This window comes from Paenibacillus sp. FSL M7-0420 (assembly GCF_038002345.1).
GTDB lineage: Bacteria > Bacillota > Bacilli > Paenibacillales > Paenibacillaceae > Paenibacillus_AQ.
On the sequence record NZ_JBBOCJ010000001.1, the window covers coordinates 2,769,260 to 2,793,626 of the forward strand.

Sequence of the window (24,367 nt, forward strand, 5' to 3'; positions counted from 1 at the left end):
CCGTCTATAGCGCGAGTGGAGAATACAGGGTGAAGTCTGTTAATATAGAACTACGGCATCATCCATATCAAAGGAGAATTCAATGTGAACGAGAACCTGAAGCAAGCGTATGTACAGTTAGGATTACCTGAAACCGTAACCAGAGAGGAACTGAACAAGCGGTTCGATCTGCTCCTGAAGCGAAGACGCGCCCTGACCACAGAGGAAGAGATAGCAGCCTACGAAGCGGATTTCCGGGCGTACAAGCTGATTCTCGATACCTGGGATGAGCAGGAGATCCAGAAGGCCGAAGACGAGCGGCTTGCCAAGTATGGACGCTTCTCCGGTACGGCAAGCAAGTGGGAGACCTTCATGCGGCTATACCGGACACATGTGATCCTCGGCATTATCGGGCTGCTGGTAGTGATTTTTGGCGGGAAGGCTCTCTATGACAATTATCAGCATAGACAATATCTGGCTTCTCTGCCGCCAGTAGATGCTAAGATTATGTTCATCGGCAGCTTCGGAGTTACGGATACCAGCGGCAAGACCGAGGAGCTGGAGAAGGCGATCATCGCGGCTTATCCGGAATGGAAGCGGGTGGAGACGGTGATGACTTACCTGCCCAGAACGGGCGAAGGTTCCGACTCGCTGGATATGAATTATATGCAAAAGGCCGTTGTGGAGCTGGCGGCGAACCGGCCGGATATCCTCATTCTGGATGAGGCCACCGTCAAGTGGATCGGCGGACAGACCGGATTCCAGAATCTGGAGCCGATCACAGCGGACGGGAAGCTTGCCGCTGACGATACCCGCATGCAGTGGGGAGTCAATGAGGACACGGGCAAGAATGAGCTGTATGGTGTAGATATTCTGAAATCTCCGTTCATCTCAGAGCTGCCTATCAATTATAATGCGAAATCCATCATTATCGGTGTACTGAATGACAAGGACAAGGATAAGATGCTGGCGTTCGTGAAGCATATTGCGGAGGAGCCGCCCGTTAAGTAAGCAGGATACACAGTACACCAAAAACCTCTCTTCACCGATGGACTGGACAGTCATCAGGAAGAGAGGTTTTTGGTATGCCTATTGCTCTATTATATGCCTGTTAAGGGTCTGGTCTTACTGCTCTAAGCGGTAGCCCCCATGGAATACAGGACCGACATACTCATTGAACGCATAGCCATTGCGGATGGCGGCGGATACGAAATCCTTCGCCTTCACCACAGCATCCTTCACCGACAAGCCGTTAGCCAGTCCGCCGGTAATCGCTGCGGCGAAGGTGCATCCCGCTCCATGGTTATGGGCAGGCTCGATCTTCGCAGTCTCCAGGACGAGGTATTCGCTGCCGTCGAAGAAGATATCAATCGCCTTGTCGCCGCCCAGCGCCTTGCCGCCCTTGACGACAACATTCCGGGTGCCGAGCTGATGGATCAGGCGGGCAGCTTCCTTCATCTGATCAAGCGTAGTCAGCTTGCCGAGACCCGAGAGCACTCCGGCTTCGAACAGATTCGGAGTAGCCACCGTAGCAAGCGGCAGCAGCAGATCGCGGATGGCATCTGCACTCTCCGGGTTCAGTACTTCATCCTCGCCTTTGCATACCATAACCGGATCGATCACGACATTGGTCTGCTTGTTGCTCTTCAGGGCCTGTTCAGTAACCTTAACAATGTCCACACTGCCGAGCATACCGGTCTTCATGGCATCCACAGGACCGCCGGCGAAGATCGTCTTAAGCTGTTCGGCAACGATGGCAGCATCGACAGGGTATACATTATGATGCCAGCCCCGGTCAGGGTCCATCGTTACAATGGTAGTCAGGGCACTAAGGCCGTAAGTACCGTATTCCTCAAAGGTTTTGAGGTCTGCCTGAATGCCTGCGCCTCCGCTGGAGTCACTGCCGGCAATGGTTAATGTCTTAATGATTTTTGACAAAGGTAACGTCCCCTTCTTGTATATAAATAGTATGCTGCTTATTATAACAAAAATCATCGGCTTAGTCCGCAAAAAAAGTATAAGCTCCAAAAACGCACCGCTGCCCTTGGGTGAGAGCATGGGTTTGCCGGCTGCTGCACTGCATATCATGGTAGTCTAGTGGATTATGTATTCAGGAGGCTGCCATGATTGAGATCAGTTTATGCATGATTGTCCGCAATGAGGAGAAGAGCCTGCCCCGCTGCCTGGCTTCGGTGGAAGGGCTGGTCGATGAGATCGTCATTGTAGATACGGGATCGGCAGACCGCACCAAGGAGATTGCCGGTGCCTTTGGCGCCGCAATTTATGATTTTACCTGGATTGACGATTTCTCCGCTGCCCGTAATTACGCCTTCAGCAAGGCGACCCGGGATTATATCTTCTGGCTGGATGCGGACGACTATCTGAGAGAAGAGGATCAGGCGCTGTTCAGGGAGCTGAAGTCTTCGCTGCCGGAGCAGGTGGACAGTGTGAATATGCAGTATAATCTCGCTTTTGACGGGGAGGGAAGGGTGACGACCTCCTTGCGGCGCAACCGGCTGGTCCGCCGGGCGTGCGGGTTCCGCTGGATCGGTCCGGTGCATGAATATCTGGAGGTGTACGGCCCGTCGCTGGCAAGCAGAGTCTGTGTCACCCATGAGAAGGATAAAGCGTACACGGACCGCAATCTGCAGATCTACCGCAAACGGGAAGCGGAAGGAGAGAGCTTCTCTGCGCGCGATCAATATTATTACGCCAATGAGCTGCGCGACCACGGAATTCACCGGGAGGCCTGCCGGTATTACGAGCTGTTCCTCAGCGGCGGGCAGGGCTGGATTGAAGATAATATTCAGGCCTGCCTGCGGCTGGCCGAATGCCTGGAAGCGCTTGGGGACAAGGAAGCGGCCTTCACTGCGGTCACCCGCACGCTGCAATATGATGCCCCGCGTGCCGAAGGCTGCTGCCGGATAGGTGCATGGCATCTGGAGAAGGGCCAGCTTCATCCGGCAATCTACTGGTTTGAGCTTGCTATTCAGCTGCCCGGACAGACAGAGTCCATGGCGATGAAGAATGAGGCCTTCGCCACCTGGATTCCGAATCTGCAGCTTGCGCTCTGCTATGACCGGCTGGGCCAGCATGAACGGGCCAACCGCTATAATGAGACTGCGCTGCTTCATTCCCCCGGCCATCCCAGCATGCTGTATAACCGGAATTACTTCCAGAAGCTACTGGGCGACAAGTATGTCTCCTTGCAGCAGCCCTGAACACATAACAAGCGCTCCCCTGCCGAGGCTGGGGAAGCGCTTGTTATTGTCTACGGATGTCCAGGCATTGCCGCAGGCTCCAGCAGCAGCTGGGGTTCACTCATGCGGATGAATTCCAGCACCTTGTCGTAGATAATCCGGTGGCCCTCCCGGTTGGGGTGGATGCCGTCCCGGCAGATGAACTTGGTGTAATCCGGCTGCTGCAGGAAGGCGCCCCGGACATCGATAATCTTGGTCCTGGTGCTCTCGGCGACCTTGAGGATAGCGGAGTTATAACGCTCCTGCCACCAGTAGATTTTGGTGACGCTGCCGAGGAACTTCATAATGTTCACTTCGGAATCGGGATTGTTGCCGCTGACCCACTTGAAGTAGTTGTCCGCATTCAGCGGAGGCAGACTCATCAGGATTGGCGTGATTCCCTGGTTCTTCAGGAAATGGATCATATCAGCCAGCATCCGCTCGAAGGCCGGAAAATCTGTCTTGGGACTATGCTCTGCCTCGGGATTGCTCGCAATCTCACTCCAGTGGTAGTCACAGTCATTGCCGCCGTATTCAATCAGCACCACATCCGGCTTCTCCTTCAGGACATCCCGCTTCAGATTGCCGAAGCCCTTCATCAGCGTATTGCCGAATCTGGCAGTATTGCGCATAGCTCCCTTGAGCTTGCCCTGAAGCATGGATACATAATTATCCTCCAGAATGACATACTTGCTTCGGGTCTCGTCATACACAACGCCCTTGGAGATAGAATCTCCGCTGACCATATATTTGAACTGAGACCCCATGGACTCTTGCTGCTCCTCATTCCTGTTCATGCTCCCGCCTCCGATAACCCTAGTGTATATACAATCAGTGTAAACCATACATGCAGCCGTGCCTATGTATAGATGTCATGGGTTCTTAGGCTTGCCGGCAGTATTCTGGCGGATCAGTGGAAAATACAGAAAAGGTTCAACCCCATCCTCATAAGTTGGACCTTTTTCTGCATTCTCCGGGACCTCTACCCATTCTCTGCAAAAGGTCGGCTGGAGCGCGATTTACCCGCACCGTTCCCCTTTAAAAAAGCAGCGGCCGTCCGTTCCATGATTTTGACACTGTTCTCCCAGGTCCATGATCTTGAATCGGTCTCACCGCGCTCGGCGATCCGGTTCCGGAGTACGGGATCTTGAATGAGCCGCATCACATCCGCCGCAAGCCGGTTCTCATACCGGTAGGACAACAAGGAGTTCTCCTCATGGCGGGCATACTCCAGATTTCCTCCCGAGTATACCGAGACTACCGCCGCCCCGCAGCGCATCGCCTCCAGCCCGGGCAATGAGCCGGTGTCGAAAATGCTGGAGCTGACAAAAATATCAGCACCGTTATAGTGATAGCATAGCTCCTCGTCATTGAGCGGCGTGAAGAAGCGGTATTTGCCGCTGTCCATCATTCTTCTCAGTGTATCAGAAGTGAAACATTCATCCGGCGGACTGATGAAATTGATATTGACCCATGGGAAGTTCAGCTTCACGATATCCAGCTGATTTACCAGATAATCCTGCTCGCGGTGCCAGGAGAAGCCGTGCTCCACCTTGCGCAGAATCGCTGTAATATTCAGCGGCTCCTGAAGCTCCTTGCGGATATTCATATTTCGGAATGAAGCGCTGATCCCTACCGGTACAATGCTTCCGCTGATGCCGTGACTGAGCCTAATCAACTCCTGCTGCCATCTGGAGAGGACAATTAGTTTATCGGTAATGTGGTAAGAGGGGAAGGATATCTCGCTCTGCGGGAGAAAAAGAGGTTCATAGCATAGAGAAAGGCGGATATGCATGCCTTTGCCGCTCAGGCTGGCTGCCTGTGAGACCGGAACCGTAGTGTAGAAGTTGGAGACGATGATATCACTGACCGGAAAATCGGATTCACGGAGCAGCGGGTAGTCGGTAATCAGCAGAGTGGAACGGACGTCATAGGAAACATCCCCTCCCAGCGGCATGACAATCACAACCTGGTGGCCCCGGGCCGTAAGACCGTTCGTAAGCTCCACGAGCATGCGTTGTGCCCCGCCATGGCTTAAGGTAAGAATGGGGAAAGTGAACCGCATCTGTGATCCCTTCCTTTCTGTACAATCGCCCTGCAAAAATGCGATAGGTATACTATTTTATTCAGTGAAAAGCGAAAAGTACCGCTAAGCGGTACTTTTGGAGGAAATGGGGGTATGGCTGGATTATAACGATTTGCGCAGATTGCGCAGCAGATTCACAGTGTCCCGGATCTCCAGGCTGGTGACATCCTCCAGCGAGACATCGATCATAGGCTTATGCGCCTCAAGCTTGTTCAGGAACTCAGCGGTGTGGAACAGTCCGGCTCCGGGAGCGCCGTGACGAATGTGTCCGCCGTCTTCATAGATTCCTTTGAGATGGGCGAGGATGATCCGGTCGCCGAACAGGCTGAAGGATTGATCGACGATCTCATCCTGGAGATGAACCTCTTCACCGATCAGGTTGCACGGGTCGAATACGACACCGATGGAGCTGGAAGGCACCTCGTCGAGGATGCGCCGCATTTTGGCTGGAGAGGACAGGGTATGGGTACTGACGCCTTCAAGCCCTAAGAATACGCCCCACTTCTCCGCCTCCTCTGCCAGCTCCTCAATCGTTGCCTTAAGGGCATCCCAGCCGAGCTCCTCATAGCGGTAAGGATCAAGCTCCTGGAAGGTCTTGAGTGCTCCCGTCTCCGTGGCGACCATAGGGGCACCGAACAGGCGGGCATAGCGCAGATGCTCCTTGAAGCGGTCGATCTCCGCCCGGCGGACCGCAGGATCGGGGTGGATCGGATTGATGTAGCAGCCAAGCACGCCAATGCGGATACCGGCCCTGTCGAATTGCTCACCGATATAGGAGGCTAGTCCAGGACTCAGCTTGCCCGGGGAGAGGTCGATATCCTGTATGGCTTTGGACAGAGCGAGCTGTACGAAATCAATATTGTAGGTCTGAAGAGCGGAGGTCAATTCCTTAAGCGGCAGGCAGCCGGCAGTATGCGCCAACGTTCCGTAACGAATAATAAACAACTCCTTTGGAATTCTATGAATTTATATCTATAATATTAATGACGCTTACATAGACATGCAAGGTTAAAGAGTGCATGCACAACAGGAGGAATTGAGATGAATGCAATAGAAGCGCGTAAGCAAGAGCTTGAGAACTGCCGTCCAGAGCCGACTCTGGACCGGGAGACGGTTGATGAATTCTGGAATGAGCTGCTCGCGGAAGATGAAGAGCAGCCGCTGGATGTGAGCATCACCCCTGAAGAGACCCCCTATCCGGGAATGAAGGTGAGCAAGGTCAGCTACATGAGCTATGGTGAGACTACGATCAATGCCTGGTATATCCAGCCTGCCGGTGATACAGAGAACACTGGAGACCGGCCGTGTGTTGTGACCTTTCCAGGTTACACCGGAGACCGGGGATATCCCGAGCGTTACGCACATTTCTTGCTGCTTGGCTACACTGTCCTCGCCGTAGATGTTCGTGGACAGCTAGGCGAGACGGGCAATCTGCTGCCGCAGGAGCACGGCATTGTCAGAGGCTGGATTACCCAGGGGTTGCTGGAGAAGGAGCAATCCTATTATCTGGCGTTAGCTATAGATACCGTCCGGGCCATTGAGACGGCAGCACAGCTGCCAGGGGTTGATCCGGCGCGCATTGCGATTACAGGAGCCAGCCAGGGCGGGGGGATCGCTCTCTTGGCAGGGGCGCTCAGCCGCCGCGTGGCTGCGGTAGCCGCAGATATTCCTAATCTGTGCCGGCTGGATTTCGGTGTGCTGAATTCCACCAGCTCACTTACAGAGATCGCGGAATACTTGAAGCGCTATCCGGAGCACCTGGAGCGTGTGCTGGAGAATCTGGCCTTTTTCGACATCGTTAATTTGGCTCACCGCTTCACTGTCCCTGTCCTGATGTCTGTAGGCTGGAAGGATACGGTATGTATGCCGGAGACGATCTATGCCGCGTATAACCGGATAGAGTCGCCTAAGGAGATTAAGGATTATCCGTTCTCCGGGCATGAGGTGAGCGAATTCCAGCGCAGACAGACGGCACTGTTCTTCCAGGAGCATCTGGGCTCCTAAGAGAAGCGGTACAGGCTACAGTGATTAGCAGCAAGGGAATGGTGTGATGATATAGTAAGGGCTGGCGCGAGGCCAAGTGAAGGCAGTCTAATCACCGGGAGGGAATTACAGATGGACAATCAGACAGGTAAGCTGCCGGCGGGAGTATTGGTGGAGAGCTTTGAGTATGACAAGAAGAATGAGGAGCTGGTGAAGAAGAGCTTCTGGAGCAAAACCAAGAAAGCCGCCGGTAAAATCCCCTTCACCAGAGAAGCGATAGCCATGTACTATTGTGCTATGGATGCCAAAACACCGCTATGGGCGAAAGGGATTGCCTTTGGAGCGCTGGCGTATTTCATTTCCCCGATCGATGCTATTCCCGATGCGCTGATCGGCCTGGGCTTCACAGACGATGCTGCCGTCATGGCGGCGGGCATCCGGGCTATTGCCGGACAGGTCAAGGAGGAGCATAAGCAGAAGGCGGAGGAGTTTTTCGAAGATTCATAATAGGCTGGAAGATAGCGAAGGGATGCAGCGGGTTGCTGCATCCCTATTCTGTGCGCTCTGCTACACTCCGGTGTCTATAGCTGGACGCTCTGAAGTCTGCTGCTTCGCCTGGTACTCCAGACCCCAATCTCTCATCAGCTTGATGATCGGAATCAGAGACCGGCCGAAATCAGTCAAGGAGTACTCGACCTTCGGCGGCACCTGATGATAGACCTCACGGTGTACAACGCCATCCTCCTCCAGCTCGCGGAGCTGCAGGGTCAGCATGCGCTGGGTGATGCCGGGGCAGATGCGGCGGAATTCATTGAACCGGACGGTGGAATCCATCATATGGTACAAGAGCACACCCTTCCATTTGCCGCCGATAACATCAAGGGTGAATTCTACAGGACAAGCAGGGCCCTTGCCGTCCGGGCAGGTGCCGAAACCGCCTTTACGGTCGCGCATCACTGAACACGCTCCTTAGTATCATTTTGTATACTACATCACATAAATGTGCGTACTTCTAAATGTGTTGTATATCCATTACTATAGGCATGGGAACAGGAAAACGTCAATTCCTTATCATGAACGGTACACAGAAAGGGAGTATGGAGGATGGAGAACACAAGCACAGCAACTCAAATGACGAAAGCGCAGATTTTGGCGGCCTATGAGTACAGACATGCGACCAAAGAATTCGACAGCAGCAGAAAAATCAGCGGGGAGGATTTCGGCTTCATTCTGGAGACGGGACGTCTGTCACCGAGCTCGTTCGGCTTCGAACCCTGGAAATTTGTAGTGGTCCAGAACCCGGAGCTCCGGCAAAAGCTGCTGCCGTACGCCTGGGGAGCTCAGAAGCAGCTTCCGACCGCAAGCCATTTCGTGCTTGTTCTGGCCAGACAGCCGCGTGATCTGGCAGCTGACTCAGAATATATTCAGAGTATGATGTCAGAGGTGCAGAAGCTGCCGGTTGAGATTGCAGAGGGCAAGCAGCGGGTCTTCGGCGCATTCCTGAAAAACGATTTCGGCCTGGCTGGCAATGAGCGGGCGATCTTCGAGTGGGGGGCGCGTCAGACGTATCTGCCCCTTGGCAATATGATGACCGCAGCCGCGCTGATCGGCGTCGATTCCTGTCCGATTGAAGGCTTCGATAAGCTGAAGATGGAGCAGCTTCTGGTTGATGAGCGGATTATGGACCCTGAACATTTCGGGCTGGCTTGCATGGTAGCCTTCGGCTACCGTACCGGCGAGCCGCGTGCCAAGACCCGGCGGACCGCTTCGCAGGTGGTGGAGTGGGTCTAAGGGCGGCGGCGTCAACGGGCAGGAGAACGTACTGAGAATCTAAAAAGAAACGGATGCAGCCCCAGGGCGTCATCCGTTTCTTTTTGCAATCTGGAGATTCTGCGGCAGTTCCTGCTTCCGCCTGCACCATTATGAAAGTACATAGAAGAGTCGAAAACTTATTGAAAATTTACTGAAAATTCTGCTACTCTTAGGAGGTCAACTTGCTGCCGGTAAGCAGCTGCTTAAGATCGTCATTTCAAGATTGAAGGGATTCCTGCATTATGAAAATCATCCGCATTATCGCCGAGGTCTGCCTGCTGTATGTGTTCTTCCTGGCCGGAGACTATCTGCAAGAGCTGCTGCATTTGCCGATTCCAGGCAGTATCGTGGGACTATTGCTGCTCTTCGTCTTGCTGCTGCTAAAGATTGTGCCCGTGAAGCTGATCGAGAACGGCTCGTCCTTTATTCTGGCGTATCTGCCCATGTTCTTCATCCCGGCCACCGCAGGCATTATGAACCATCTGGATATCTTCAGCGGAAGAGGCTTGCTCCTGATTGGTATTCTTGTCATCAGCAGTGTGCTGACCATGGTTGTTACAGCACATTCCAGCCAGTGGATCGCTGCCCGCAGCGTCAAACGGTTAACACGCCGGACGTACCGTGCCCGTAATCTCCACGGGAAGGGGAAGGAAGCATGAGAATTCTGCTGGCCATTGGTTTCGTGCTGATGAATGTTGTGATCTATCTGGTCATGTCCATGCTGTACAGACGCTACCGTCTTCCTGTCCTGCTGCCTGCACTGACGGCAACGTTCACGGTTGTTGTGCTGCTCATGGGCTTCCATATCTCTTATGAGACTTATATGATCGGCGGCGACTGGATTAACCGCCTGCTGGGACCAGCGGTAGTATCGCTGGCTTATCCCTTATACAAACAGCGGCATGTACTGTGGAAGAATCTCCCCGCCATTCTCGGCGGAACGGTCACCGGACTTATGGTCGGAATGTTCAGCGGGCTGCTGATGGCAGCCGGACTCGGCTTCTCCAAGCTGTACGTGCTGTCCATTCTGCCCAAGTCGATTACCACCGCTGTAGCGATCCAGATCTCCAGCAATCTCGGCGGAGATTCATCGCTGACCTCCGTGTTCGTGATGGTTGCCGGCTTCACGGGAGCGATTGGCGGCCCCTACATTATCAAGCTGTTCAGAATCCGCAGCGAGTCGGGGATCGGCATTGGCCTGGGCACAGCTTCCCATGCCCTCGGCACAGCCAAAGCACTGGAATACGGCGAGGAGTCAGTCTCCATGAGCTCTGTAGCCATGACCGTATGCGCGATTGTCGGCTCCATCGCCGGACCGCTAGTCGCCTGGATCATGTACCATTGAGCTTGCAGCAATCAGTAATCAGCCGTTCACCCGCAGCCGGATTACGTTCCAGGAAGCAGCCGGAAGCATTGCGCTCACCCGGCCGCCGTCTGCGGCTGCTGTTCCCCGGTTGTGCGGAAGCACATTCGACGGGTTGGAGCGGGTATTTGCCGCCTGAAGATCCTCATGCTCAAGAACCGTGTGCTGAATAACCTCTACAGCGCCGAAGCTCCGCAGATCAACCGCCAGCTCCATGCCTTCGCTCAGATGGCGGTTCACTGCAAACACAGTGACCTCGTTCAGCTCCTCATTATATACACTGACCGCTTCCAGATATGGAACGTCGGTGAAATCCTTGGAATCATATTTCGAGCTTGTAATCAGCGGGTGCAGCACCGTTCCCCGGCCGTAGATGGAGGCATGCATGTAAGGATAATAAGTGGTCTGCAGCCAGAGCGGTCCGCCATCCTCTGTCATAATCGGGGCAATGACATTAATGAGCTGGGCGATACAGGCCATCTTGACCCGGTCTGCATGCTTGAGCAGGCTGATCAGGCAGCAGCCCACCACCAGCGCATCCTCCAGGGTATAGACATCCTCGAATTCAGGCGGTGCAATCTGCCAGTGCTGCTCGGCACGGCTAGAGCCCTGCGATTTCCATACATTCCATTCATCGAGGGACAGGTAAATCTTTTTCTTGCTTTTCTTCTTGGCCTTGATATAATCACATACTGCTGCTACGCTGTCGATGAACTGATCCATATCGAGCGATTGGGCCAGGAAATTCGCTGTATCCCCATCATTGTTATTGTAGTAAGTGTGCAGCGAGAGGAAATCGACATTATCATAGGTGAGATCCAGGACTGTAGCTTCCCATTCGGCAAAAGTGCTCATATTGCTGCCCGAGCTGCCGCAGGCGACAAGCTCCAGGGAAGGATCCACCCAGCGCATCGCTTTGGCGGTCTCATTGGCGAGTCTTCCGTATTCGATGGCAGTCTTGGCTCCGATCTGCCATGGACCGTCCATTTCATTGCCCAGACACCAGGTGCGGAAGTTGTGCGGCGCCTTGTAGCCATGAGAGATCCGCAGGTCACTCCAGTAAGAGCCGGAGGGATGGTTGCAGTACTCGACCAGATTCCTTGCAGCGTCGATTCCGCGTGTGCCCAGGTTCACTGCCATCATCACTTCAGAACCGGCCAGCTTGGCCCAATCGGCGAATTCATTCGTGCCTACCTGGTTAGTCTCTGTAACCCACCAGGCAAGTTCAAGAGAGCGCTTCCGTTCCGCTTTGGGTCCAACGCCGTCTTCCCAGTTATAACCGGATACGAAGTTGCCCCCCGGATAACGGATGATCGGTACGCGTAGTGCCTTGATAGCCTGAAGGGCATCGCCGCGGAACCCGTTCTCGTCAGCGGTAGGATGTCCCGGCTCATAGATTCCGCCATAGACGGCCCGGCCCAGATGTTCAATGAAGGAACCGTATAGCCTTGGATCTACCTCGGCCAGCTTGAAGTCTTTGTCGACAATCATCTTGGATTGAATGCTCATAGTTAGTAGCTCCTTTGTGTTAGATTAATGGAATAGCTAATCGTTCAAGCCCATTTATGATTACATGATACGAATTACGGGGTATACTAAGCAATAACTAATTTCAGGATTAACTTAATAACTAATTCAAAGAGCGCGGAGGGCCACCGATGTATTTAACCACAGATTCCGAATCGTTGAAGGTCTATGAAGCACTTGCCAGTGAAGTGCGCCTGCGGATCATCGATCTGCTTAGCAGCGAGGAGATGCATATTAAGGAGATTGCAGCGAGGCTGTATCTCAGCAGTGCCATTGTCAGCTCGCATGTAACGAAGCTCCAGAAGGCTGGCATCGTCAGCTCCCAGATGAAGCGGATCGACGGGGGGACTTATAAATTCTGCTCACTTTCCGCGAATTTCTTGCAGATTAAATTATCCGGGGCCAAAGGCATCGCCCGCAAGGTAGTGGAGGTCTCTGTCCCTGTGGGCCATTACACCGACCTTGCAGCTGCACCGACCTGCGGCATTGCCACAACCGAGAAGCTGATCGGATATTATGACGACCAGCGTTATTTCCTGGACCCGCAGCGGGTGGATGCCGGGATTCTCTGGTTCGCCAAGGGATACGTGGAATATAAGGTTCCGAATTATCTGTTCATGGATCAGACGGTGCAGGAGATTGAGATTTCGATGGAGATTGGTTCGGAGGCGCCGAGTGTGAACGAGAAGTGGCCTTCGGATATCTCTTTTATGATGAATGGCATTTCGCTTGGCAAATGGACCAGCCCCGGCGACTTCGGCGTGATGAGAGGCCGGCTGACTCCAGCCTGGTGGCAATCGGATGTGAACCAGTACGGGCTGCTGAAGGTGCTCAGAATTAATGCAGGGGGAACTTATATAGACGGCCAGCAGATATCGGCAGTTACCATCGATCAGGTGGGCTGGCAGCAGGACCAGTGGAGCTTCAGGTTCACGGCAGAAGACACGACCCGAAGGCGGGGCGGCTTAACGTTATTCGGGCGCGGCTTCGGGAATTACGAGCAGGACATTGTGTTTCGTGTCTATTATGAATAAGAGGGACCTGTTCGCCGAATGGCAAGTGAGCCGAATGGCAAGTGAATGGATAAGACAAGGAAAAAAGGAGCTTTGTTAAGACGGGATGTTTGCAAAAGGGGTCTGCGGGTAACTATAACTAAGTAATCCAAATCGCGCACAACTTGCATACAAGGAGGAATTCACATGTCGGATCAATCCCATAATGAAGCAGACATCCGCAACAAGGAGAATAAAGACGGGGATTCACTCGCAGAACGCAAAAAGATGGAGAATGGTGTGGATATTGAACCTGAAGCCGATGATTGGGAAGCCAAACCGGCCGAAACCGCCCATCCTGACCCGCTCCCGAAGAATTAGGGGATAGGGATAAGGCATGCGGCTAGGTCATAAGGCAGCATAAGGTATAAGGCAAATGCATGTAACAGACTGTTCCTCACGGGGCAGTCTTTTTTTCTTTCTGGCATAGGAATCAACAGGGTCAGCCATGCGCAGATCCGCCAGATATTCCCGTCATAATGTCCCGTTCTTGGAGACATACTAGCTCCAATTGGAAAATAATTGGGACCGGAGGCGGGGATAACTACGATGACACCGTTACTTTTACAGCATAGTTACAGTGTAGTGGCTGCGGCAAGTCCCTATCTGTTCTATTTCACTGTATACTCGTTTCTGGGGTGGGTCCTTGAAGGCAGCTATAACCTCTACAGCACGGGGACCTTTCGGAAAGAAGGCTTCCTCAAAGGGCCATTTAAGCCCATGTATGGCTTCGCCCCGCTGCTGCTGCTGGCGGCACATGAAATTAGGCTTCCCTTTCTGTTATTCCTGCTGCTTGCGCTGATTGTCCCTTCGGCGGTTGAGTTTGTCAGCGGCTGGCTGCTTAAGGGGATCTTTCGCAGACAATGGTGGGATTATTCAGGGATGCCATTTCAGCTGCAAGGGCATATCTGCTTGAAATTCTCGTTGTATTGGTGGGGACTGTCAGTGGCTTGCATCTTCGGCTTGCAACCGCTGGTACACTTCCTGTATTTGCATATGGAGCGGGTATGGATGCCTGTACTGCCCATCGCCCTGCTCGTATTCACGGTGGATCTGCTGTGGACCTTCCGCACCCGCCGCCGCGGGCTGCAACTGCTGGATCATCTGTTGGAGCCACCAGAGCTTGGAGAAGGCTAAGGAATTAGTGACGAACGTGAATACAAAAAAACAAAAGAACCCAAAGATATCTCCGGCGTATGTCTGGAGGTATTTTTTGGGTTTCCTTACTTTTTGTATCGTAACAGTTTTTAATCACTTGCATCACAATTGTGCGTCAGACAAGGAATATCATACAACCATGTCAAATATAGTGCTAACCCGGTTTATTCATAAACCGTAGTACGGGAGGGAACATGAACAACTTTTTCAGCAAATACAGCCGGTCTATTATAATTCTTGAAACGCTACTTATTGCAGTACTATCGCTAATGCTGATAGGGGAATTCAACAAGCCTGTCCCTCTGGTCAGGGACCAGAGGGACTTGATTACGCATTTTGATCAGCTGGATTTGGACAGAATTACAGAAATGATACATAGATTTAATGAAGGCAAGGGAGATAACCTTACCATGCTTCAGTGGGGTGTTGACAGCGGGCCGTATGTTCATGATTTCTACAACGATGGCAGGGTGCTGCACTGGACGGTGGACAACAGCCGGGACTGGGCAGGCGACGGCGGGAAGATTGAATATGTGTGCAGAGCGATAGGGCTCTCCGAGACTCAGGAGTTCTATAACGTAGAGCTGACGGATTGTGAGAATCAGCCGGATGATTTCGTGGTTCATCCGGTTTCTTTCCGCAAGGATGAACTGTAGGCTGGAATTATGAAGGATATAGGGATTAATTGAAATAAAGTCAGGAGGAAACTTCATGCCAATGTCTGAGTATTACCGGGAGCTGCGCGGGAAGGCCGGCAACGGACTGTTAATGATGCCGTCTGTAGCGGCTGTAGTAAGGGATGAACAGGATCGGATTCTGCTGATCCGCAAAAAGGATGAGACCTTATGGGGCCTGCCAGCCGGAGCGGTTGAACCTGGAGAGACCCCGTCCAGGGCGCTGCGGAGAGAGGTGTTCGAAGAGACCGGCTTAATGGTTACGCCTGAACAGATTATCGGCGTATTCGGCGGTGAGAAATTCAGATATGAATATAGCAATGGGGATCAGGTAGAGTACACGGTTATTGTATTTGAATGCGTCATTGTTAAAGGCCAGCTCAGAAGCCTGGACGGGGAAGCGGAAGAGCTGAGATTCTTCAAGGAAGATGAACTGCCCGGGCTAACGATGCCTTATCCCCCGAACCTGTTCGTGCGGGATACATCTGCGCCGCGGAAAATTGTATTTGATTGATGAAGGAGTAGTTTCGATTGCGGATTTTGAATTTACAATCCAGAATGATCTACTGCGGCGCAGTACTGCTAGCCGCCCTGCTGGGTCTTGGGACCAGGGCATACGGGAACTCGCTGCCGCACTTTGTCAGCGAACACTTTGGGGATGCGATCTGGGCAGGGATGATCTACCTTGCCTCCCGGGTGCTGCTGATCCGGCATCCGCTATGGATGTCGCTTGTCCTTAGCCTGTGCTTTAGCTTCGGAATTGAGTTCAGCCAGCTCTACCAGGCAGAGTGGATTCTGCATGTGCGTGCTACAACCCTTGGCAGCTTGATTCTCGGCCACAGCTTCCTGTGGATTGATCTGGTCCGGTATACAGCCGGAATTCTGTTCTGCTGGACGGTGGACCAAATCTTACAAAATTGATTCTGGATTATATAGGAAGAAGAATATACATTAAGTGAGGCGATCCGGTCTGTAATAATCTGGAACAAGAATACCGGTCATCTGCCGAATGCTGCCTGATTTGGAGATGAGTAACCGTAAATGACGAACAGCTTATTAGTGGTATGCCTGTTGACTCTGATTATTCATACAGCGGAGACATTGTCGTATTCGGTGCGGTTTGCGGGAGTGAAGCTGAACAAGATCGCTATCGCCTTATCCCTGACCGGAATTATCGTGCTGGTCTCCAGAACCGCAAATATGGTACAAGGTCCCTTAACGGCGAAGTTCGTAGATTATGCCAAAGCTGACGACAGCTTCCCGCTGCTCAACTATCTGCGGATTATTATGCTGGCTTCTTCACTGGGGACATTGATCGCGATTGCGTTGTTTCCAACCTTCGTAGGACTGTTCGCAAGAGTGATCTCCAAGCTGGAGATCGAAGGATCTATCCCTAAGCTGCTGACGAGTGTAACGGTCAGCCAGCTCAAGAATACGCGCAAATATATCCGCAGACCGAAGGTCAGGCTGAGCAGCTTCCGTTATCTTGGAATTCCCAAACGCTTCATCGTGATGAATGTCTTCGTGACGGCCTTCTACACGGTAGGCGTGTTATCCTCGATGTATGCGGCCAAGCTGTTGCCGGCGTTCAGCACCACTGCTTCCCAGGCATCGGGCCTGATTAACGGGATAGCAACGATCCTGCTGACGGTGTTCATCGATCCGCAGCTGGGAATCATTACGCACAAGGCAACCGAGAATGCGGAATACCGTGACCAGCTCGGGAAGATCTATGTACTCCTGATGGGCTCGCGCTTCCTGGGATCACTGCTGGGCCAAGCCCTGCTGGTACCGGGAGCCTTCATCATCACCTGGCTGGTGAAGCTGCTCTGACCCTCATGACTATGCTGCTTCGGCTACTTCGGCAGCTTCAGCTCTGCGGCACGGAGCGCCGTGCTGATCTGTTGCTCCCAGTTGTACAATTGTCCCGCCATAGTACGGATCTCCTTCATCCGGTTATAAGACAGCTTCATTGCAGCCGCAGCCTGGGGAGCGTCCCCCGCCTGGACCGCAGCTTTGTAGCGCTTGTCGGCCTCGGTTCTCTCTGATTGTGCGGCTGAGAATAGCTTGTTCTGGGCGGCAATCTGCTTCTTGAGCAGGGTGACGGGGGCAAGGGCATCCTTAGCCGGCTTGTTCTTCGCGGCAGTTAACGCTTTGGCTTCTGCCAAGGCTGAGGCGGCCTTCTTCACTTCAGCCCGTGCTGCGGCAGCGGCAGCCTTAAGCTTATTGCGCTTCAGCTCAAGCACAGTGGCACTCTTCAGATTGCTTGCCTTGCGGGCAGCGGTGATCTGTTTGCTGAGAGCAGTATACTGGTCCAGGAGCGGAGCATGCTTCTTCTGCACCGCCTCCGAGGCAGCCTTAAGCTTGGCGAGCTGGGCAGCATTAGTGGCTTGAAGCTGCTTGTTCACTGCGGCAAGTGCAGCGTTATTCTGCTTGCGCAATTCCTGATTCCGCTGGAGGTCAGACTTCAGCGATGCCTGAAGACCCGTATAGTCTGTATACAGATTATGAATCTCGTCCAGCGCAGCATCCCACCCGGAATCGGCAGAGACACCGGACAAGGGATATGTACAAAGTGACAGCAGTATCACCAGCACAAACAGCCTTCTTACAGCTCTTCCCGAGAAAGGTGTAACAACTCCCATACCTCTCCAATTCGTCAAGTCCATGAATTTAAACATTGCGTTCAGCTCCTCTGATTGTTCATTTGGCAATAGACACAAAGAAGCACCTCCAAGAAAGGCATGAACTGCCTGTCCTGCGAGGTGCTTCTCCCGCTTAACGTGTGCTATTGTGCATCTACTATAACCCTGTGAACCTGCGGCAGTCAAGCATTTTTAAGAACGCCAGTTCGTGAAATGGGATATTTATCTTCTTTTTGTATATGACTCTGCCGGAAAATCTAGTAGAATATATCTGTAGTTTACAATAATATATAAAGTTCGACATCTTGGTACTCACAGGAATGGGAGATGCATTATGCAGCTTAGACATGTGAAAATAAAAGGAACAGGCAAATATTTGCCGGAGCGTGTAGTCAGTGATGCAGAGCTTGATCAGATCCTTGGCACAACACCGGGCTGGGTGAACAAAATCACCGGCGTCGGCACCCGCCATTATGCCAATACAGATGAAACCGCCTCCTTCATGGGCGCAAGAGCTGCTGAAGCGGCCCTCGCCGATGCAGGCCTCAGCTTCAGTGAGGTCGATTGTCTGGTGTGTACGAGCGGAACCAAGGAGCAGCCGCTGCCGAGTACCGCCGTGTTCATTCAGCAGGCCATGGGGCAGGCGGATTCCGGTGTGCCGGCTTTTGATATCGATGCGACTTGTCTCAGCTTTCTGGTGGGGCTTGATGTAATGTCCTACATGGTGGAGGCGGGCAGATATAAGAATGTGCTGCTGGTGGCCACTGAGATTGCATCTGTGGGGCTGAACTGGCAGGATAAGGAGAGCTCGGCCTTGTTCGGTGACGGAGCGGCAGCGGTGGTGATCGGACCTGCGGAGACCGGTGATTCCTCGCGGATACTCCACGCTTCGCTCAAAACCTACAGCAGCGGTGCGCGTTATTCGGAGATTGCCGGGGGCGGGACCAGACTGCATCCCCAGAATTATACAGCTGAGGATGCGCTGCCTTATCTGTTCCATATGGATGGCCAGGCTATATTCCGCAAAGCGTCCAAGCTGCTTCCGGATTTCATTGCAGACATGCTGAGCGCCACAGGCAATAAGATGGACGACTTCTCGCTGGTTATTCCCCATCAGGGAAGTGCAATGGCGATGCGTCTCCTGCGTAAAAAGCTCGGTATTGCCGAGGACCGCTTCCTCGACAACACCGCTGGCCATGGTAATACGATTGCAGCGTCTATCCCGATGGGGCTGCATGAAGCGATCCGTCAAGGCCGGATATCGCGCGGAGAGCGGATCATGCTGATCGGCACAGCTGCAGGGCTGTCTCTGGGAGGCATGATTATTGAGTACTGAGGCCCGGCGTATTCTGATTACCGGCGGACGCGCCCCGGTAGCCCTGGAGCTGGCAAGGCTGTTCAAGGCTGCGGGCCACCGGGTATACGTGGCGGAAAGTGCTGAGTATCATCTGTGCCGGGTATCCTCTGCCGTTGAGGCCAGCTTCCGGGTGCCTGCCCCAAGGCATCACCCGCAGGCATATGTCCAGCGGCTGGCTGCGTTAACGGAAGAACTGGGCATTCACTGCCTGATTCCCACCTGCGAGGAGATCTTCTATGTCTCTGCCGGTCTTGAGCATCTGACGGGGTGCCGCGTACTTACGTCAGAACGAAGTATTCTGGCCGGGCTGCACCATAAAGGGGAGTTCATGGTCCTGCTCCGTTCGCTCGGCTTCAAGGTCCCGGACACGGTGCTGATCAGCAGTGCAGAAGAATGGCGGAGAGCCGTGAAGCAGGCAGCGGAGAGGGGGGAGCAGCGGGTCTATAAGCCTGCGTACTCCCGCTTTGCCTCTAAAGTCATTCTTCCGGGTAAAAGATCCGCTTCAACTAATCCGCATAGTCTTGCTCTAGGGGAAGCAGAGCCTCCAGCCGGACTATCGGCCGGGGCTCCCTGGGTGTCCCAGGAGTACATTCAAGGCAGAGCTGTTTGTACGTACAGCATTGTTCATGACGGCACAGTTGTGGCGCATGCAGCGTACGACAGCAGGTACAGGACGGGGCGCAGCGGGGCAAGTGTGTATTTTGAACCGCTGGAGCATCCTGCGGCTCTGGAATGGGTACAGCGGTTCGCCGCAGCAACCGGCTTCAGCGGCCAGATCGGATTCGATTTCATCGAACCGGAGAACGGGATGCTGTATCCGATTGAATGCAATCCGCGCGCTACAAGCGGTATTCATCTGTTCACGCCGGAGGAAGGGCTGACGGAGGCGCTGCTCAATCCCGGACCGCTCATGCAGAGCGGAACAGTCATTGTCCCGCGTTCAGCCCGCACAGCCATGCTGACGCTGCCCATGCTGGGCTGCGGACTGAAGCCGGGACCCGGGGGCTTCCGCAGCTGGCGGCAAGCGTTGCTTGGAGCAGCGGATGTGGTCTACCGCAAGGATGACCGCCGCCCTGCGCGCGAGCAGTTCCGCATAGTATACGCCGCCTGGAAGACAGCCCGGCGGCATCACATCTCGATTACAGAGGCGTTAACTGAAGATATAGAATGGAATGGTGAAGCATGACCAAAGCGCTGGTAACAGGTGCAACCGGATTTCTTGGACGGCATACCGCCCTGAGGCTGGCCCGGATGGGCTGGGAGGTTTACGCGCAGGGACGCAACCCGGAGCTGGGGAAGCAGCTGGAGCAGGAAGGTGCAGTGTTCCTGGCCGGGGATCTGCGTGACCCGGAGACTGCCTATAGCTTTTGCCGGGGAATGGATGTGGTGTTCCATTGTGCAGCATTGTCGTCACCCTGGGGGAAGTACAAGGAGTTCTATACTTGCAATGTGGAGGCTACAAGCCATATCGTAGAAGGGTGCAAACGTCATGGCGCAGGAAGGCTGGTTCATATCTCCACGCCCAGTGTGTATTCCAGCCAGCGGCCCCGCTTCGGCATCCGGGAGAGTGATCCGCTTCCCGGGCGGCCGGCCAATGCCTATGCCGCAACGAAGCTGATTGCCGAGCAGATCGTCCGGCAGGCTTCAAGCGCTGGCCTTACCGCCTTCATGCTCCGGCCCAGAGCCATATTCGGCCCGATGGACAATGCCTTGTTCCCCCGGCTGCTGGCAGCGAATGAGAGCAAGGGGGTGCCGCTGATGAATGGCGGACAGGCCAAGCTTGATCTCACCTGCGTAGAGAATGTAGTCGATGCCATGCTGCTCTGCTGTGAAGCCCCGCTCTCTGCTTCCGGCAGCGTCTACAATATTACCAATGGTGAGCCGTTAAGGTTCGAAGAGCTGGTCACCCGGCTATTCTCACTGCTCGGGCTGCCGCTGCACACCCGGCGATTGTCCTACCCGGTAGCTTATACCGCAGCGGCCCTAATGGAGGGGATCTACAAGGTGCTGCCTATTCCGGGTGAGCCGCTGCTGACCCGTTATTCTGCAGCCGCACTCGGCATCTCCCAGACACTGGATATTACACTGGCCCGCGAGCAGCTGGGTTATCAACCGCGTATAACAACAGACGAGGGACTTTGTGCCTTCGCAGAGTGGTGGAGGGAACAGCAATGATTACAGAAATTCCAGTTGGATTATCTATACTGTCTGCGGGCTATTGCCTGCATCCCGAGCGTCTGACGCTGCGTGGAGGCACACTGAAGCCGGTTGCCTTCCCGGCGGGCTATGCCCTGATCCGGCATCCGCAATACGGACCCATCCTGTTCGATACGGGCTACAGTGCGCGTTTCTTCGAGGAGACAGCAAGTCTGCCAGCCTCTCTATACCGCAAGATCACTCCGGTTGTCTATAGGGAGGAAGAGAGTGCTGCGCGGCGGCTGCAGGCAGGCGGGATATCGCCGGAGGAGGTGCGGTATGTGGTACTGTCGCATTTTCATGCCGACCATATCGGCGGGGTACGGGATTTCCCGCAGGCGCAGTATATTTATCTGCAGAAATCTTACGATGCCGTAAGCGGGCTGGGTCCGGTGCGGGCGACGAAGGCGGGATTTCTGCCCGGGCTGCTGCCGGAGGATTTCAAGCTCCGCTCCATCCCTGTGGATGAAGCCACGGCGAAGCGTGCGCTGCCGCCAGGCTTCCCGTTCACAGAAGCCTATGATCTGCTTGGAGACGGCAGCCTGCTGGCGGTTGAGCTGTCAGGCCATGCCGCCGGGATGATCGGCGTATTCGTCTCCACCGGCGAGCATGATTATCTGCTCTGCGCAGATACAGTCTGGTCGAGCCGGGCGTTCCGGGAGAACCGCAAGCCGCACCCGGCAGCAGGCTTGATCATGTCCAGCCGCACAGAATACCACCGCAATTTCGAGCGGCTGCGCCAGCTGCATGAACAATTTCCTAAGCTTCGGATTGTGCCCAGCCATTGCCGCGAGGCGCTTGCGCACTGGGGAACGGGAAGTGTGACATGAAGCGCATCAGACTGGTGATCACCCATTATATTCTTACCAAGTGGGGCAGACGCTGGAAGAACCGGGCAGCACTCGAGCAGTGGCAGGAGAAGCGTATCCGGCTTCATGTAGAGAAGGTGAGGCAGCGCTCGGAATTCTACAGGGAGCTGTGGGCAGGTATTCCGTCCAAGGAATGGCGGAGTTTCCCGGTGATCGGGAAGCCGGAGATGATGGGGAATTTCGATCAGCTCAATACAGCGGGCATTACGAAGGAGCAGGCTTTTGCAGAAGCCTATGAAGCGGAGAACAGCAGGAACTTCAAGCCTACGCTGCAAGGCGTCACCGTCGGGTTATCCTCGGGTACCTCCGGCAACCGGGGGATTTTTCTCGTTGGCGAAGAAGAGCAGGCCGCCTGGACCGGTACGGTGCTGGCAAAGCTTTTGCCGGGTGGACTATGGAAGCGGGCGAGCATTGCATTTTTTCTGAGGGCAAATAGTAATTTGTATGAATCTGTGAAGCAGGGACGGCTGCAGTTCCGGTATTTCGATCTGCTGGAGCCGCTACCGCAGCTCTTGGCCCGTATGAAGGAATACCAGCCGGATATCTGGATTGCACCGCCGTCCATGCTGCGTCTGCTTGCCGGGGCACAGCAATCGGGTGAGATGAATCTGCATCCCCGCCGGATCATTGCGGTTGCGGAAGTGCTTGACCCGCTCGACCGGCAGCAGATTGAGCAGACCTTCGGGCAGAAGGTCCATCAGGCTTATCAGTGTACCGAGGGCTTCCTCGGTGCGACCTGCAGTCACGGGACGCTGCATCTTAATGAAGATATTGTACATATCGGCAAAGAAATGCTGGATGAACATTCACGCCGGTTCGTGCCCATCGTGACCGATTTCTCCAGAAGTGTGCAGCCCATCGTCCGCTACCGGCTGAATGATATTCTGACCGAAGCGGCAGAGCCTTGTCCCTGCGGTTCGCTGTTCACGGCCATTGAGCGGATCGAAGGACGCTGCGATGATATTCTGTATCTGCCCCATGCGGCAGATAGCACGGAGGTCACTCTATTCCCTGATTTCGTTACCCGGGCTGTGCTGGCTGCTTCCGCAGACATTGAGCATTACAGGGTTATCCAGCACAGCCTGACTGAGCTGGAAGTCTCCTATCGTACACGTAGCGGCACCGATCAAGGCACGGAGCAGCAGATTACAGCAGAACTGACGCGCTTGTTCACGAGGCTGTCCTGTCGCCCTCCACACCTGACTTTTACCGCTTACAGCTTCGTACCCGGAGCTGTGAAGCTGCGCCGGGTGGAGAGGAGGTGGAAGCTGTGAAGAACAGAGTGACGCTATATGACCGCGATTCTGTCGGTGGGCTGGATTGGCCGGATTCGGAGTATGGGCGGTATGCCCGGGAGTATCTTACACCGCTGCTGGAGCGGGGTGCGCAACCTTTTATCGATAATGTGAGTACAACTGTTAAGGTGCTGACCATCGATGGACTGCCGGTTCCGATTACCGTCAACGAAACAGACTATGACAATTCGTATGTATGCTCACCCTATACCCACTATGTTAGCTATGCGCGTGAGGAGTTAGCTCTGCTTAATAACCGGATGCTTGAGCGACTCCTGTCGCTAATGCTCTCAGGAATGGGCTGGATGCTGCGGCAAGCACGGTTCAACCGGGTGGTTCAGGTGAATAACTGGCTGCTGTCCACCAATCTGTATCCTGCCTTAAGTACGGAACAGCTGACGGCGATACTCGATTACCTCCGGCAGACTTATCCGGGTTATACCTTAATGTATCGTTCGCTTAGCCGGGAGACCTCGGGAGAACTCATTGCCACATTGGAGCGGGATGGCTGCAAGCTCGTTCCAAGCCGGCAGATCTACCTGTTGCACCCGAATACCTCTGACTCCAAGGCCAGATGGCTGGTCAAGCGCGACAGGAAGCTGCTGGCAAAGCACGGCTATACTGAGGTTGGCCCGGAGGAGATCACACAGGAAGACATTCCCCGGATCGTGGAGCTGTACAGACTGCTGTATATCGATAAATATTCGGCCTATAATCCGCAGTTCACCGAAGCCTATATTGCTCTGGCGCTGGAACGGCGGACCTTGCAGATCTATGGTCTGCGCAAGGAGGGAAGGCTGGATGCGGTGCTTGGCTTCTATGAGCGGGAAGGCGCGATGACCGCGCCATTATTCGGTTATGACACAAGTCTGCCTCAGTCTTTAGGACTCTACCGTATGCTGTCCGCTGTGCTGATCGGGCTTGCAGGCAGCAGAGAACTATTACTGCACGAGAGCTCCGGCGTCGGCCAGTTCAAGCGCAACCGGGGAGCGGCTGGAGCCACCGAATATTCGGCGGTGTATGACCGGGGCACCTCACTGCTCAACCGCTGCGGCTGGTCCATCCTGGAGCTGCTGCTCCGGCGGATCGGCATGCCGCTTATTCAGAGGCTGAAGCTGTAGGCCGGAACCAT

General features: G+C 54.2%; 27 protein-coding genes. 20 read left to right on the forward strand and 7 right to left on the reverse strand.

Annotated elements, in window-relative coordinates; all coding sequences use genetic code 11:
- Nucleotides 1–84 precede the first annotated feature (84 nt).
- The gene (locus MKX51_RS11495; RefSeq protein WP_209875639.1) at nucleotides 85–990 is read left to right on the forward strand and encodes a hypothetical protein; all 906 of its coding nucleotides are present in this window, start codon (nucleotides 85–87) and stop codon (nucleotides 988–990) included.
- A gap of 114 nt (nucleotides 991–1,104) precedes the next feature.
- Here the strand turns inward: MKX51_RS11495 and thiD are convergent, their stop codons facing one another.
- Nucleotides 1,105–1,917 (reverse strand): bifunctional hydroxymethylpyrimidine kinase/phosphomethylpyrimidine kinase, encoded by an 813-nt coding sequence (thiD, locus tag MKX51_RS11500; RefSeq protein WP_340941592.1) that lies wholly within the window; start codon nucleotides 1,915–1,917, stop codon nucleotides 1,105–1,107.
- Nucleotides 1,918–2,102: 185 nt separating this feature from the next.
- On the opposite strand from thiD, the gene MKX51_RS11505 reads away from it, so the two are divergent.
- A complete protein-coding gene (locus tag MKX51_RS11505) occupies nucleotides 2,103–3,200 on the forward strand; it encodes a glycosyltransferase family 2 protein (RefSeq protein WP_340992444.1) in 1,098 nt (365 codons plus the stop codon).
- A 50-nt stretch (nucleotides 3,201–3,250) separates the two neighbouring features.
- Here the strand turns inward: MKX51_RS11505 and MKX51_RS11510 are convergent, their stop codons facing one another.
- From MKX51_RS11510 to MKX51_RS11520, 3 genes are all read right to left on the reverse strand, one after another.
- Nucleotides 3,251–4,015: an SGNH/GDSL hydrolase family protein gene (locus MKX51_RS11510; protein WP_051478358.1), complete on the reverse strand. Its 765-nt coding sequence runs from the start codon at nucleotides 4,013–4,015 to the stop codon at nucleotides 3,251–3,253.
- A gap of 185 nt (nucleotides 4,016–4,200) precedes the next feature.
- Nucleotides 4,201–5,283 (reverse strand): glycosyltransferase family 4 protein, encoded by a 1,083-nt coding sequence (locus MKX51_RS11515; protein ID WP_340992445.1) that lies wholly within the window; start codon nucleotides 5,281–5,283, stop codon nucleotides 4,201–4,203.
- Between the two features lie 123 nt (nucleotides 5,284–5,406).
- A complete protein-coding gene (locus MKX51_RS11520) occupies nucleotides 5,407–6,249 on the reverse strand; it encodes a sugar phosphate isomerase/epimerase family protein (protein WP_340992446.1) in 843 nt (280 codons plus the stop codon).
- Nucleotides 6,250–6,345: 96 nt separating this feature from the next.
- Here MKX51_RS11520 and MKX51_RS11525 point away from each other — a divergent pair, with 96 nt between their 5' ends.
- Nucleotides 6,346–7,308 (forward strand): acetylxylan esterase, encoded by a 963-nt coding sequence (locus MKX51_RS11525; RefSeq protein WP_340992447.1) that lies wholly within the window; start codon nucleotides 6,346–6,348, stop codon nucleotides 7,306–7,308.
- 111 nt (nucleotides 7,309–7,419) lie between these two features.
- Nucleotides 7,420–7,794, forward strand: coding sequence for a YkvA family protein (locus tag MKX51_RS11530; RefSeq protein ID WP_209992298.1), 375 nt, complete (start codon nucleotides 7,420–7,422; stop codon nucleotides 7,792–7,794).
- A gap of 60 nt (nucleotides 7,795–7,854) precedes the next feature.
- On the opposite strand, the gene MKX51_RS11535 is transcribed toward MKX51_RS11530, so the two are convergent.
- On the reverse strand, nucleotides 7,855–8,241 hold the full coding sequence (locus MKX51_RS11535) for a winged helix-turn-helix transcriptional regulator (RefSeq protein ID WP_340992448.1): 387 nt from the start codon (nucleotides 8,239–8,241) through the stop codon (nucleotides 7,855–7,857).
- 150 nt (nucleotides 8,242–8,391) lie between these two features.
- Here MKX51_RS11535 and MKX51_RS11540 point away from each other — a divergent pair, with 150 nt between their 5' ends.
- The 3 genes from MKX51_RS11540 to MKX51_RS11550 all read left to right on the forward strand — a co-directional run bounded on the left by MKX51_RS11540 (nucleotide 8,392) and on the right by MKX51_RS11550 (nucleotide 10,444).
- A complete protein-coding gene (locus MKX51_RS11540; RefSeq protein ID WP_340992449.1) occupies nucleotides 8,392–9,078 on the forward strand; it encodes an NAD(P)H-dependent oxidoreductase in 687 nt (228 codons plus the stop codon).
- 263 nt (nucleotides 9,079–9,341) lie between these two features.
- The gene (locus MKX51_RS11545; RefSeq protein ID WP_036695124.1) at nucleotides 9,342–9,758 is read left to right on the forward strand and encodes a CidA/LrgA family protein; all 417 of its coding nucleotides are present in this window, start codon (nucleotides 9,342–9,344) and stop codon (nucleotides 9,756–9,758) included.
- Nucleotides 9,755–10,444 (forward strand): LrgB family protein, encoded by a 690-nt coding sequence (locus MKX51_RS11550; RefSeq protein WP_076073978.1) that lies wholly within the window; start codon nucleotides 9,755–9,757, stop codon nucleotides 10,442–10,444. The genes MKX51_RS11545 and MKX51_RS11550 overlap by 4 nt, the downstream gene beginning before the upstream one ends.
- 18 nt (nucleotides 10,445–10,462) lie before the next feature.
- Here MKX51_RS11550 and arfA read toward each other — a convergent pair whose 3' ends face one another.
- Nucleotides 10,463–11,971 carry an arabinosylfuranosidase ArfA gene (gene arfA / locus MKX51_RS11555; protein ID WP_340992450.1) on the reverse strand — a complete coding sequence of 503 codons (1,509 nt, stop codon included), beginning with the start codon at nucleotides 11,969–11,971 and terminating at the stop codon, nucleotides 10,463–10,465.
- A gap of 149 nt (nucleotides 11,972–12,120) precedes the next feature.
- Here arfA and MKX51_RS11560 point away from each other — a divergent pair, with 149 nt between their 5' ends.
- The 7 genes from MKX51_RS11560 to MKX51_RS11590 all read left to right on the forward strand — a co-directional run bounded on the left by MKX51_RS11560 (nucleotide 12,121) and on the right by MKX51_RS11590 (nucleotide 16,706).
- Entirely contained in the window at nucleotides 12,121–13,023 is a 903-nt protein-coding gene (locus MKX51_RS11560) for an ArsR/SmtB family transcription factor (protein WP_340992451.1), read from the forward strand.
- Nucleotides 13,024–13,188: 165 nt separating this feature from the next.
- On the forward strand, nucleotides 13,189–13,362 hold the full coding sequence (locus MKX51_RS11565; protein ID WP_340754305.1) for a hypothetical protein: 174 nt from the start codon (nucleotides 13,189–13,191) through the stop codon (nucleotides 13,360–13,362).
- Between the two features lie 228 nt (nucleotides 13,363–13,590).
- Complete coding sequence (locus MKX51_RS11570) at nucleotides 13,591–14,178, forward strand: putative ABC transporter permease (RefSeq protein ID WP_340992452.1); 588 nt, start codon at nucleotides 13,591–13,593, stop codon at nucleotides 14,176–14,178.
- Nucleotides 14,179–14,609: 431 nt separating this feature from the next.
- A complete protein-coding gene (locus tag MKX51_RS11575; protein WP_340992453.1) occupies nucleotides 14,610–14,855 on the forward strand; it encodes a hypothetical protein in 246 nt (81 codons plus the stop codon).
- A gap of 55 nt (nucleotides 14,856–14,910) precedes the next feature.
- On the forward strand, nucleotides 14,911–15,387 hold the full coding sequence (locus MKX51_RS11580; protein ID WP_340992454.1) for an NUDIX domain-containing protein: 477 nt from the start codon (nucleotides 14,911–14,913) through the stop codon (nucleotides 15,385–15,387).
- Nucleotides 15,388–15,404: 17 nt separating this feature from the next.
- Nucleotides 15,405–15,794, forward strand: a complete 390-nt coding sequence (locus MKX51_RS11585) for a ribosomal maturation YjgA family protein (protein ID WP_340992455.1) — start codon at nucleotides 15,405–15,407, stop codon at nucleotides 15,792–15,794.
- 120 nt (nucleotides 15,795–15,914) lie between these two features.
- On the forward strand, nucleotides 15,915–16,706 hold the full coding sequence (locus tag MKX51_RS11590) for a lipid II flippase Amj family protein (protein ID WP_036729737.1): 792 nt from the start codon (nucleotides 15,915–15,917) through the stop codon (nucleotides 16,704–16,706).
- A 23-nt stretch (nucleotides 16,707–16,729) separates the two neighbouring features.
- Here the strand turns inward: MKX51_RS11590 and MKX51_RS11595 are convergent, their stop codons facing one another.
- Nucleotides 16,730–17,554, reverse strand: coding sequence for a hypothetical protein (locus MKX51_RS11595; RefSeq protein WP_340992456.1), 825 nt, complete (start codon nucleotides 17,552–17,554; stop codon nucleotides 16,730–16,732).
- Nucleotides 17,555–17,852: 298 nt separating this feature from the next.
- On the opposite strand from MKX51_RS11595, the gene MKX51_RS11600 reads away from it, so the two are divergent.
- The 6 genes from MKX51_RS11600 to MKX51_RS11625 are packed head-to-tail and all read left to right on the forward strand — an operon-like array spanning nucleotide 17,853 to nucleotide 24,356.
- A complete protein-coding gene (locus MKX51_RS11600) occupies nucleotides 17,853–18,854 on the forward strand; it encodes a beta-ketoacyl-ACP synthase III (protein WP_340992457.1) in 1,002 nt (333 codons plus the stop codon).
- Nucleotides 18,844–20,061, forward strand: coding sequence for an ATP-grasp domain-containing protein (locus tag MKX51_RS11605; protein WP_340992458.1), 1,218 nt, complete (start codon nucleotides 18,844–18,846; stop codon nucleotides 20,059–20,061). Before MKX51_RS11600 ends, MKX51_RS11605 begins: the two co-directional genes overlap by 11 nt.
- Nucleotides 20,058–21,050 carry an NAD-dependent epimerase/dehydratase family protein gene (locus tag MKX51_RS11610; protein ID WP_340992459.1) on the forward strand — a complete coding sequence of 331 codons (993 nt, stop codon included), beginning with the start codon at nucleotides 20,058–20,060 and terminating at the stop codon, nucleotides 21,048–21,050. Before MKX51_RS11605 ends, MKX51_RS11610 begins: the two co-directional genes overlap by 4 nt.
- Entirely contained in the window at nucleotides 21,047–21,901 is an 855-nt protein-coding gene (locus MKX51_RS11615; RefSeq protein WP_340992461.1) for an MBL fold metallo-hydrolase, read from the forward strand. Before MKX51_RS11610 ends, MKX51_RS11615 begins: the two co-directional genes overlap by 4 nt.
- The gene (locus MKX51_RS11620; protein ID WP_340992462.1) at nucleotides 21,898–23,214 is read left to right on the forward strand and encodes a F390 synthetase-related protein; all 1,317 of its coding nucleotides are present in this window, start codon (nucleotides 21,898–21,900) and stop codon (nucleotides 23,212–23,214) included. Before MKX51_RS11615 ends, MKX51_RS11620 begins: the two co-directional genes overlap by 4 nt.
- On the forward strand, nucleotides 23,211–24,356 hold the full coding sequence (locus MKX51_RS11625) for a GNAT family N-acetyltransferase (protein ID WP_340992463.1): 1,146 nt from the start codon (nucleotides 23,211–23,213) through the stop codon (nucleotides 24,354–24,356). Before MKX51_RS11620 ends, MKX51_RS11625 begins: the two co-directional genes overlap by 4 nt.
- Nucleotides 24,357–24,367: the final 11 nt, after the last annotated feature.